General features: G+C 65.0%; 10 protein-coding genes. 3 read left to right on the top strand and 7 right to left on the bottom strand.

Going from position 1 to position 11,054, the window contains the following annotated elements:
* A partial coding sequence (locus QOH60_RS08405; protein WP_526419056.1) for an ATP-binding protein occupies positions 1 to 3,217 on the bottom strand: 3,217 nt, incomplete at its 3' end.
* Positions 3,218 to 3,350: 133 nt separating this feature from the next.
* Here QOH60_RS08405 and QOH60_RS08400 point away from each other — a divergent pair.
* Positions 3,351 to 4,577, top strand: a complete 1,227-nt coding sequence (locus tag QOH60_RS08400) for a cytochrome P450 (protein WP_526419053.1) — start codon at positions 3,351 to 3,353, stop codon at positions 4,575 to 4,577.
* Positions 4,578 to 4,582: 5 nt separating this feature from the next.
* Here the strand turns inward: QOH60_RS08400 and QOH60_RS08395 are convergent, their stop codons facing one another.
* From QOH60_RS08395 to QOH60_RS08375, 5 genes are all read right to left on the bottom strand, one after another.
* The gene (locus tag QOH60_RS08395; RefSeq protein WP_526419051.1) at positions 4,583 to 4,786 is read right to left on the bottom strand and encodes a response regulator transcription factor; all 204 of its coding nucleotides are present in this window, start codon (positions 4,784 to 4,786) and stop codon (positions 4,583 to 4,585) included.
* Between the two features lie 994 nt (positions 4,787 to 5,780).
* Complete coding sequence (locus tag QOH60_RS08390) at positions 5,781 to 6,173, bottom strand: helix-turn-helix domain-containing protein (RefSeq protein ID WP_526419049.1); 393 nt, start codon at positions 6,171 to 6,173, stop codon at positions 5,781 to 5,783.
* Positions 6,174 to 6,408: 235 nt separating this feature from the next.
* Positions 6,409 to 6,834 (bottom strand): nitroreductase family deazaflavin-dependent oxidoreductase, encoded by a 426-nt coding sequence (locus QOH60_RS08385; protein ID WP_526419047.1) that lies wholly within the window; start codon positions 6,832 to 6,834, stop codon positions 6,409 to 6,411.
* 55 nt (positions 6,835 to 6,889) lie between these two features.
* Positions 6,890 to 7,858, bottom strand: coding sequence for a quinone oxidoreductase family protein (locus QOH60_RS08380; protein WP_526419045.1), 969 nt, complete (start codon positions 7,856 to 7,858; stop codon positions 6,890 to 6,892).
* A gap of 50 nt (positions 7,859 to 7,908) precedes the next feature.
* Positions 7,909 to 8,475, bottom strand: coding sequence for a TetR/AcrR family transcriptional regulator (locus QOH60_RS08375; RefSeq protein ID WP_526419043.1), 567 nt, complete (start codon positions 8,473 to 8,475; stop codon positions 7,909 to 7,911).
* A 417-nt stretch (positions 8,476 to 8,892) separates the two neighbouring features.
* Here QOH60_RS08375 and QOH60_RS08370 point away from each other — a divergent pair, with 417 nt between their 5' ends.
* Positions 8,893 to 9,276 carry a hypothetical protein gene (locus tag QOH60_RS08370; protein ID WP_526419041.1) on the top strand — a complete coding sequence of 128 codons (384 nt, stop codon included), beginning with the start codon at positions 8,893 to 8,895 and terminating at the stop codon, positions 9,274 to 9,276.
* A gap of 674 nt (positions 9,277 to 9,950) precedes the next feature.
* Here the strand turns inward: QOH60_RS08370 and QOH60_RS08365 are convergent.
* Positions 9,951 to 10,097 carry an arginase family protein gene (locus QOH60_RS08365; RefSeq protein WP_526419039.1) on the bottom strand — a complete coding sequence of 49 codons (147 nt, stop codon included), beginning with the start codon at positions 10,095 to 10,097 and terminating at the stop codon, positions 9,951 to 9,953.
* Positions 10,098 to 10,168: 71 nt separating this feature from the next.
* Between QOH60_RS08365 and QOH60_RS08360 the strand changes: the two genes are divergently transcribed.
* On the top strand, positions 10,169 to 11,054 hold an 886-nt coding region (locus QOH60_RS08360; RefSeq protein ID WP_526419037.1), incomplete at its 3' end, for an ABC transporter substrate-binding protein.

Below are 11,054 nucleotides of genomic sequence, written 5' to 3'. Positions count from 1 at the left end.
GCGGGGAGATGAACAGCTGCGCGGCGACCTCCTTGTTCGTCAGGCCCTCGGCAACGAGTTTGACGACGTCGCGTTCGGCGGGCGTGAGCGACTCCCACCCGCTCGACGGGCGCTTGCGCTCCCCGCGGCCGCGCTGTGCGTAGGCGATGGCCTCGTCGATCGTCAACGCGGCGCCCTCACCCCACGCAGTGTCGAACTCCTTCGATGACACGGCTTCCCGAAGCCCAGCGACCGATGCCTCGTACCACGGGTCGTAGACCCTGAACCTGACCATGCCGGTGGTGAGCCGGGCTGATTCAGCAGCGCCGAACATCCGAGCCGCTTCGTCGTTGTTGCCGTTCGTCGCGGTCACGTCGGCCAGGCATTCCAGTATGTCGGGCACGCACATGATTGCCTTGATGTCCGCAGCACACGAAAGCGCTTGGTGGAGATCGCTTTCCGCCGCGTCTGGTTCACGACTTGCGATGGCGACCCGAGCCCTGACCGTCAACGCCATCGCGAGATGCCATCCCCTCGCCAAGGCGATCGACTCGTCGGCCCAGTTGCGTGCTGTGGAAAGGTCGCCGTCGGCGAGCGCGGCGACCGCACCGTTGAAGGCGCGCCCGACCACCGCCAGGCCTGGCTGGACGGCGATGTGCTGCATTGCCGACGCACTTCTCTGGTGCGCAGCGTCCACGTCGCCTTCGGCCAATGCTGCGTACGAAAACACGAGGTGGCCGAACCCGGCGAAGTATTCACTGACTTCGGCTCCCGCTTCGTGAGCCCTGCCGCCAGTTGTCCGCGCAGCGCTGACTTCACCGCGGAAAGCCTGGGCCATACCAAGCCCGCAAAGTGCAGTCACCGTCATGAAGGCGTCGCGGTTCGCTTCGGCATCAGCCGCCACTTCCCCGAATCGAGCGACGGCGTCCGCGGTTGCGCCCTGGGCCAGACGCCCCCAGCCCAGATAGAATCCGCATTCTCGCGACGCTGCACGATCTCCGATTGCGTCGACGAGTTCGCGTCCTTCCGTTGCCAAGGCCTCCGCTGCTATCGGATCGCCGGTGGCGACGGCGATACCTGCCGCCCTGGTCAGGATCTGGCTCAGCCGCCAGCGGTCACCCACCGCACGAGCGAGCTCGATCGCCTCGGCGACGTACTGTTCGGCCGCGGGGTCGTAGCCGTATCCGACGATGAAGAACAACGTCGTTAGAGCCCTTAGAAGGACGGCAGGGTCGTCCGCTTCCCGCGCGATCGCCAATGCACTGTGCGCCTGATCGAAGCTTGCATCTGGGTCGGTCCACATGTCGAGGAAGGCCTTGTCAGCGAGTGCCCTGGCACGGGTGGCAGTCCGAACCGCATGTTCGAGATCATCAGCGAGCGCGGCTTCAAACCAGGCGGCGCCCTCGCGGTGGTGCCCTCGGGTCCACCACAGCGGCAGCAGCGACGACGTCAACGTCAATGCGAGCTCGATGTTGGCGTGCTCGTGGCACCACGCCAATGCCGCACGGAGATTGTCGATTTCGGATTCGGCGCGCGCTAGCTGGCGTTCGTAGTCGGCGACGGCCGGGGAGTCGAGCGCTGCCGCGATCGCGGCGTAGTGATCGCGGTGGCGATCACGGGCATCCGCCGAATCGTCGGCTTCGCCGAGTTTCTCCAGTGCGTACTGCCGCATCGTCTCCAACAGCCGGTAACGGGTCCCGAGTGGGCCGTCTTCGGCGACGACGAGTGACTTCTCGACGAGCAGGGTCAGTTGGTCGAGGACCTGGTAGCGCTCGGATATGTCGCCGCCGGCGACCGTGTGCGCGGCGTCGAGATCGAAGCCGCCGACGAAGACGGCCAACTGCCGGAACATGATTCGCTCGGAGTCGGACAGCAAGGCGTGCGACCAGTCGACCGATGCACGCAGGGTCTGTTGGCGCCGTACCACGGTGCGCGCTCCGCCGGTCAGCAGGCGGAACCGGTCGTGAAGGCTGTCGACGATGTCGTTCACAGAGAGGGCGCGGATGCGGGCCGCGGCCAGTTCGATGGCGAGCGGCAGGCCGTCGAGGCGCCGACAGATCTCGGTGACGGCATAGATGTTGTCGGTTCCGATCTGGAAGCCGGCGCGGGCCCGGCGCGCACGATCGGCAAACAGGTCGATGGCCTCGTCGGCCAGGGAGAGCGACGGCACACCCCACGTCACCTCACCCGCGACGCCGAGGGGTTCGCGACTGGTGGTCAACAGCGTCAAACCCGAGCAATTACTGAGTAACTCGGCGATCAGGTCGGCGGCTGCCCCGATCAGATGCTCGCAATTGTCGAGCACTACGAGCAGTTCGTGGTCATTCAGAAAGCGTTGGAGCGTCTCCATAGTCGATTGGCCGGGTTGATCCGTCAGGCCAAGCACTCGCGCCGCCGTCGTCGGCACCAACCCGGGCACGGAGATCGGCGCCAGGTCGACATACCAAGCGCCATGGGGAAAGTCGCTGGCCAGCTCGGTGGCCACCTGCGCGGCCAGCCGCGTCTTGCCGGTGCCGCCGACGCCCGTCAACGTGACGAGTCGATTGTCGATCAGTAGCCGCCGGACTTCGGCGATCTCCTTCTGGCGTCCGATGAAACTGGTGAGTTGGGCGGGAAGATTATGGGCGGCAATGGCATTGGCGGCGCACAACGGCGGGAAATCATTGGGCAAGTCGGGGTGGCCGAGTTGGATGACCCGTTCGGGGCGGGGCAGATCGCGCAGTGCATGGGTGCCGAGGTCGGACAGCGTGACATCGGGTGGGAGTTGATCGATGACGAGGGGCTCGACAGCACCCGAGAGGAGGGTCTGGCCGCCGTGGGCCAGGTCGCGCAGCCGCGCGGTGCGGTTGATCGTCGGGCCGATGTAGTTGCCTTCGTCGCGTAACCGGATCTCCCCCGTGTGCACGCCGACCCGCAGCTTGATTGGCGCTAGTGGCGCAAGCTGAAGGTCGAGCGCGCAGGCCACCGCATCGGTCGCGCGCGCGAATGCGATGACGAAGCTGTCACCCTCGCCCTGCTCGACCGGGCGCACCCCATCGTGCGCGGCGACCGCGTCAACCAGTGTTTCGTCAAGGCGGGCGACGGCATCCGTCATGGCGTCGGGCTGCGTCTCCCATAGCCGAGTTGAGCCCTCGACATCAGCCAGCAGCAGTGTCACGGTTCCCGTCGGTAAACCGCTCACGCCCAAGTCACCCCAGTTCAGCGGCGATGCGTCCGTGCCTGCGTCGATCTCGATCATGGTATCCACCCTGCTGTGGCGAATAGGTAGGAACATCGGCCAAATGGCCGATGGCACCTGCACCCGCGGTGCACTGGAAGTTGGGCCACCTGGCCGATGAACCACGTGGCGTCCGCAACCGATAGTCGAATCCATGACAACCACTGCGCTCCCGAGCATCTTCGAAACCGCGTTTCCCGCGATCGACTACGGCGACGGCCTCGATCCAGACCTGGCCCACCGAGTCATCCAGGAGGCCCACACGCAGGCCGCGATCGGGGTCGGTCCGTACGGACCGGAGTTGCTCGACTACGAACTGGTGCGCACCGTGCTCCGCGATTCGCGGTTCGCGATGCCGAAGGGAATCGCTCTGGTGGTGCAGGGCATCACGTCGGGGCCGGTGTGGGATCGCATCGGCATGTTGCTCACCGGCGTCGACTCTGCCGAGCATCAGCGGCTTCGCCGACTGGTCGCCAGGGCGTTCACGCCGAGGGCGGCGGACCGGATGTGCGCGGCGTGCGTCTCGGTGATCAACGAGCTGGTGGATCCAATTGCCGCAGTGGGTCATTGCGATTTCGTCGCGGACGTGGCAGACCACTACCCGATTCCGATCATCTGTGAGTTGCTCGGTGCGCCTCGCGAGGATTGGCGACTCTTCTCGGATTGGGCGGCCGACGTCGGCAAGGCCTTCGGTGGCACCGTCGCCGAGAACGAGGTTGCGATCCTCGCGTCGTGGAATGCGCTGGACGGCTACCTCGAGGAGATGATCGACCGTCGACGCCATTCGCTCGGGGGCGACCTGATCTCCGACCTCATCCGAATCGAGGAGGATGGCGAGCGGCTCAGTCACGACAAGATGCGCAACCTCGCACTGCTCCTGCTCATCGCGGGAACCGACACGACGCGCAATCAGCTGGCCGCCGCGGTGCAGACGTTCGCCGACTACCCCGACCAGTGGGCGCTGCTTGCCGAACGGCCCGAGCTCGCGCCCGCCGCCGTCGAGGAGGTGATGCGGCACTCGCCGATCGTCTTGCATGCGATTCGCCAGGCGACCGAAGACGTCGAACTGGCTGGGGTGCTCATCCCCGCTGGTGCGTACGTGATGGCCAGCACGGCCGCGGCCAACCGGGATCCGGCGCGCTACGACGAACCTGAGCGCCTCGACATCACCCGCGCCGAGCCGCCCGCAATGCTGACGTTCGGTGGGGGAGTGCACTATTGCCTCGGCGTGCACCTGGCTAGGGTCGAGCTTGCCGAGGCGTTGACGGTGCTCGCCCGCCGCATGCCCAAGCTGCGGCGCACCGGCCCGGCGCCGTGGAGGTCGATCTTCGAGATATCCGGTCCGACAACGCTTCCCATCGCTTTCGAGGCGGGTCACTGAGTGTCTCACGACGTGCGGGCGGCCGCCTCTTGGGCCAGTTGCACCCGCGAGGCCAGTCCGAGCTTGTTGTACACATGGGTCAGGTGGCTCTGCACCGTCCTATGCGAGACGAAGAGTCGCGCTGCGATGTCCTTGTTGCCCAGGCTTTCACAGACCAACCGGGCGACGTCGAGCTCGGCAGCTGTCAGCGACTCCCACCCGGTCGACACTCGTCTGTGACTGTCCCGGCCGCGCCGCGCGTATGCGACCGCCTCCTCGATCGACAGCGCCGAACCCCTCGGCCCACGCTGCCTCGAAATCATTCGAACCCAGGGCGTCTCGACTCGCGGCGACCGTCGGTTCGATATCGGCATCGAGAGTGGGGAATCGTACGATGCCCATGGTCCGTCGGGCTGCGTCGGCCGCGCCGAACAGACGCGCCGCTGACACGTGATTACCTGCGTCGCCCTGTCACCACGGCGAGGCAGTCGAGAGCGAACGGAACGACGATGTCGCACCCTAGGCCCGCTGCCAAGTCGAGTGCTTCGTTCGCATCGCGTTCCGCGGTGTCGTGTTCGCCCAGGGCGATTTCGACGTACGCGCGTGCCGTCAATGAAGCGATCGACCGCAGCCGTTCGTGACCGCCACGACGTCGTCGGCCCAGCGGCGGGCCGCGACGCACGCAAGCAAAGCCAGCGGCGCCCAGCGGGACGTCGAGGCAATTCGGAGATCAAGGCCGGTGCGATTGCGTGCTGCTTCGAATGCTTCCGACGCCGCGGCGGCATCTCCTGCAGCCAAGTGGACATGAGCGAACGCCGTGTCCACAGATCCTGCGTAGTATTCGAAGAGCTCGGATGCGAGGCCCATTGCTCCCTCTGCTGCCGCGCGGGCACCAGGAACGTCCCCGGCATAGGACAGGTTTACTCCGGAACTGCTCGCTAGCAACCGATTTCGTCATACACACGACGCGAGAAGGCGTTAGTGACGTGGCGGTGAATGCAGCACAAAACTGGGCGGACGAGGTTGGTGCTGGTCAGGTGATCGCTGTCGTGCAAGCGGAACGGCCGAACCGGAGATGAGGAGGTTGATTCATCCGATGCAATATGCAGACTAATTCATGGATAATGACGACTATTCATGAAAAGTGCTGGTTTACAGTGGAACTGAAACCTGCTCCGCATTGCGGTCAGACATGCCGCGCCCAAACAAGATTCGGCCGGACTGCTACCTCCCCGGCTTGCTCCCGCCGCGCACCCGCATCACCGCACCGGCTGCAACTAACGCTCGGCGTACGGCGTTGGGGGAAATACCGAACCGCTCGCCAAGCTGCGCCAACGTCTTGCCACTCCGGTAGAGATTGGCCGCAAGAGGTACGTCTCGATCGGCCAGTCCCTGACCACGCATCTCGACAGCATGTTCATGTAGCAGCTTGATGACACTGCCTTGGCTGACGTCATAGCGTCGCCGCAGCTCCGTTGTTGAAGCCCCGTCCCGATAAGCCTGCACCAGTTCAGCGATTGTCTCGGCAGATACCCGCCGGTCCACTCGCTGGATAGGAGCCAGAGGAGTGGGCGATCGGACCGGTCCGTCCGCTTGTTTGGCCAGCATGTCGACCATCGCCCGTAACTGTGACCCCTGGTATACGGGTTCGAGCCCCGCCCGCCCCACTGAGCAGCCCCACTGAGCAGGGGCCTCGATGTCCTTACTCGAAACCTAATCAGTGGGTGGTGGTCGGTGTCGGAGCATCAGCGGACTACGGAGTTTGTCTGGCCGGTCCCAGTTGTTGAGTCCACCTGGCGCCCCGGGTTGTTCGGAAGGAGTTCTCCGGGGACGCGGGGACGGGTCATGACGTTCAATCAATAGTCCTGACCAACTCAACCACCGGGATGATGCGCCGAGTCATGCGTTGGTAATCGCCGAATTGCGGTTCGAGGGCGCTCTGCTTCGCGTAGACGTCATCGCGTTCGGCTCCCTCAAGCGTCCGCGCTGTAGCCGGGAATGTCGAGGTGCCGAGTTCGACGGTGACGTTCGGGTGGGCTACGAGGTTGCAGTACCAGTCGGGGTTCTTGTCGGAGCCGCCTTTGCTGGCGAAGACGAAGATACGGCCGTCATACAGCAACGGCACCAGTGGCGATATGCGCTCGGTCCCGGACTTCGCACCGATGTGGTGCAGCAGGATCAGGCGCTTACCCGAGAACACACCGCCGGCTTTGCCTCCTGTGGCGCGGAACTCGCTGATCACCGTGCTGTTCATCCGGTCGAATTCGTACTTATCCATGATCGTCCCTATCGATGGGGTGTCCATGCCTTTGTTGCCGGCTTCGTGCAAGCACTTACGGCACCAGTAGCAGCTTGCCAACGGTCTTGCGGTTCTCCATATCGGCGTGGGCCTTCGCCGCATCGGCCATCCGGTACTCGCCGAAGATCCGGACCTCAAGCTCCCCTTCGGCGATCCAGTTGAAGAGTCGTTCCGTGTGGGCCTGCAGTAGTGCTGGCGTAGCTATGTGGTCGAGGAACACCGCGTAGCCGATCTTGATGCTCTTCGGCAGGCTCATGATGTCGATCGGACCGGGTCCGCCGAGGACGGGGCCGTACCAGCAGAACGTGCCCGATCGGCGGAGCACGTCGAGTGACCCTTGGAACGTCGCGGGTCCACAGCCGTCATAGACGACGTGCACGCCGTCGCCATCGGTGAGCCGCAGCGCCTCCTCGGCGAACCGGCCCTCGGTGTCGACGACCACGTGGTCGGCGCCGGCCTCCTTGGCCGCGGGGGCTTTGGCCTCCGAGGAGACGCGGCCGATGACGTGGCCGCCGTGCAGCTTGATGATCTGGGTCAGCAGCAGTCCCAGGCCCCCGGCGGCCGCGTGGACGAACGCGGTGTCTCCGGTCTGCACCGGGTAGAAGTCGGTCGCGAAGTGGCTTGCGGTGAGGCCCTGCATCATCACCGAAGCGGCCACGCGGTCGTCGATCGCGTCGGGGATCGGGACCAGCGACGTGGCCGGAATCGCGATCCGTTCCGCATAGCTTCCGGGCGCGTACACCCAGGCGACGCGCTGGCCGATTGAGATGCCTTGGACGCCCTCGCCCACCGTCAGGACGCGCCCGGCGCCTTCCACTCCGAGGATCTTCGGGTTGGGGATCTCGGTCCACGCCATGCCCTGTCGCACACCGATGTCCATGAAGTTGACGCCCGCGTAGGCGATCTCCACCAGCGCCTCGCCAGGACCTGCCGTGGGGTCGGGGCGCTCTAGGTACTCCAGCATCTCCCGGCCGCCCGTGCCTGTCATCATCACTGCCTTCATGGATCTACTCCCTATCTTGAATGAATATTCTGTAATTGGGTGAAGCCTGGCTATCGAATCGCCCTCAGTGCCATGTCGGCCAGGCTGGTCAGGGTTCCGGGACCCGCGCCGCCGCGCCCAGCGACACGGATGCCGGAGATGTTCGCAATCAGGAACTCGACGATGGCTTCGGGATCGATGTTGACCGCAACATCGCCCTCGCACTGCGCATCGCGGATGCGGGCGGCCACGGCTGCGCGCAGACCAACGCCCAGTGCGTCGCTGATCTCTGTGAGGTCGGGCCGCGACGCGCCGAACTCACAGATCGAGCCAACGCCGAGACACGGCTGATCAGCTGTTTCAACCACCCGACGCAACATCGCATCAATCCCATCGATGGCTCGCGGGCCGCTACGTAGGGCGTCGAGATGGGCAGCGCATTCGCCCATCCCGTAACGCCGCACCGCCGAGCGGTAGAGCTGCCACTTATCGCCGAAGGTCGCGTAGAGGCTCTGCCGCCCGATCCCCATCGCATCCACCAGCATATGGGCCGAACTACCCTCGAATCCATGCTCGCGAAAGACGCTAATCGCGGCGTCGAGCGCAGCGTCCGCGTCGAACTCTCGGGTTCTGGCCATGCTCGAACCCTACTATTTTAGGAACGAACATTCAATAATTTGGCCGAAGCCTGCGTACCGGCGGCGAACTCGAGGGCAATGGCGTCGGACCCGCGGCTCAGTGACCGGCTCCCATGGTGTCGGGGCGGTGCACGGGGGATTCGACATCCTGGTGTCGACGACAGCGTCATCAGGATTCTGCATGGGCACGGCTCGGAGAGGTGTGGCCAGGGGCTCGCCGATGGTGACGTATCGACGGCCGAGCTGCACCGCGCCGGTGCAGTCCTGGCTCAACTTGGCGAAAGGTTCGGTGTCTCCCCGAATACCGTTCGGCGGGCGCTGGTTTCAGCAGGCGTGGCGATGCGGCCGCGCGTATCGACGACCCATTCCTTTCAGATTCTCGGTTTGCCGGCCGTGATGCCTGGCTAGTGTTGACGGATGGCACGGCAATATTCTCTGGGCACCTCGGCACTGGCCACCGTTGCGGCGGCCCGCATCTGCGTGGGTGTTGCAATGATCTTGGTGCCGGGCCGATTCTTTAAGCAGGCCTCGGGTACCGAAACGCTACTCATGCGCACCATAGGGATCCGCGATGTGGTGATCGGGACGGGCGCCTGTGCCGCCTTGGCCGCCGGTGCGGGCGGGGAGTTTCGACGCTGGGCATCGATGGGTCTGCTCAGTGACAACGCCGACGTGATCGCAGGACTCATCAGCAGCAGGTCTCTTCCCGACACCAGAAGTGCGTTGATCGCCATGCTTTCCCCCGCGCCGTTCGTAGCCGCCGGAATCTTCGGGTTCGCCCGCGGCGCCAAGGAACTTTAACGTCGCGGTCGAACGGGCGAGTGGCCTTGGGCCGGTCGTCGTGATCGAGATCTACGCCGGGTCACTGGATCTGTTTCGGACGCTACCCTTTTGGGCCCGGCGACGCGCCTTCCGAGGTTGTGGTGCTGGCCGGCCCGGTCGCCGAGGGAGGCACAGTGGTCGAGTTGCGCACGACGAATGATGTCGGGAACCGAACTTTGCGCGGCGCTCCAGGGACGTTGTGGACCACATCTGCGCGGCCGTGCGACTTTCGTTGACAAACAAGCCGTTCCCTCAACGAGCTCTACCAGTGACCGATCGATGGTCGGTCGGCGCGCCGATCAATCACGCCGTTTCGGGATTTCGACGGGGAAGGGTACGCGGCGACTCGGGGGTGATCGAAAAAGCAGACCGCCTAGCAGATTTCGGGATTCCCGGCCCACAACATGTATTGACTCGAGGAGACCAGTCCATCCGTGACATCTACAGGGAGTCAGACGTTCATCAGCCTTCCCGGTGCGGCGGGTAGTGACCGGCGGGATAATTCTGGGTCGGTCGCGCGGTGCATCGCCCGGATACGGCTCCCATGCGTCGGGGCGCCGAGTGGATGCTTTGTTACCGAGTTTGCCCACCCGTACCAGACTTGCCGGCGCGTCGAGTACGACACGAGCACTGATGAGCGAGGTCTGCTCGGCTCAGGACGAAACCGAGTCGATGACGTCGATATCAAACGACAGGTACACCGCCTTTGCTCGCTGCCAAGCAAGTTCCAGCGCGGTCTCGACGATTCTCTCCACGCCGACGGTCATCACGGTGGTGCCGCGGGCCCGTCCGACCTTCACCCCGGCCCGAGGAGCTTGCTCCGTACTCCCCGGGGAGTTGGGCGGTTGTTCGACTCGCTTAAGTTGTGGGCGTGGCAGCTCGCGCCGTCCTGGTTACCCCGCTGTCGGGGCCGCTGGCCAGATTCGGGAAGGCAGGGGCGAGCGCCCTTGCTCTCTGGGCCGACCGTTCCGGAGTAAGTCTGGAGGTCATCGACGCTTACCCGTCTGCGGCGTCCGCGATCCGGGCCGCCGAAGCTAGCGGGCCCGACGTGGTGTTCGGGCCCTACGGTGCGGGGCCCGCGCTCGCGGCCGCGGCCGCCAGCAAAGGGGTCATGTGGAACCACGGTGGCGCCACCGCCCGGCTGGCGCGGCCGGCGTATCCGAGGGTCGTCAACGGGGAGTCTCCCGCTTACGGCTATCTCGCCGCAGTGCTCGAAACCCTTGTCGCCGAAGGTCTTGGTGAGGGATCGGAGGTGGTGATAATGCACGTCGACACGGGGTTCGGCCGCGAGGTGGCCGAAGGGGCAGCGGAGGCGGCGCGGCGACTCGGTCTCCTGCGGCGGTCAGTCACTTTTCGGCCAGGCCGGGCGAGAGAAGTGCTGGTGCAAGTCCCAGCGGGCGATGTGCTGTTATCGGCCGGTTCCTTCGACGATGACGTCGTCATCGCGCAGTGGGGCAGCGAATACCGTTGGCGTGCAGTTGGATTGGTTGCCGCTGGGGTCGGTGAGCTCCGACACGCCATCGGTGATCTCGTTGAGCGGCTTTACGGACCGTGCCAGTGGTTCGACGACGGGACAGATGATCCCGTGGACGGACCCAACAGCGTGTGGTTCAGCCAGTGTTACCGGGACGCGAACGGTATCGAGCCGCCGTATCCGGCTGCTGCGGCCTTCGCCGCGGGTGTCGTTTGGCAGCGCTGCGTGAAAGAAGCCGGCACTGTTGAATCCTTGCCGGTGCTGGCCGCGTCACAACGACTCG

This window comes from Mycobacterium sp. (genome assembly GCF_032159765.1).
Lineage (GTDB): Bacteria > Actinomycetota > Actinomycetes > Mycobacteriales > Mycobacteriaceae > Mycobacterium.
The sequence above is the reverse complement of the archived record's forward strand: the minus strand, read 5'-3'. Positions and strand labels throughout refer to the sequence as shown.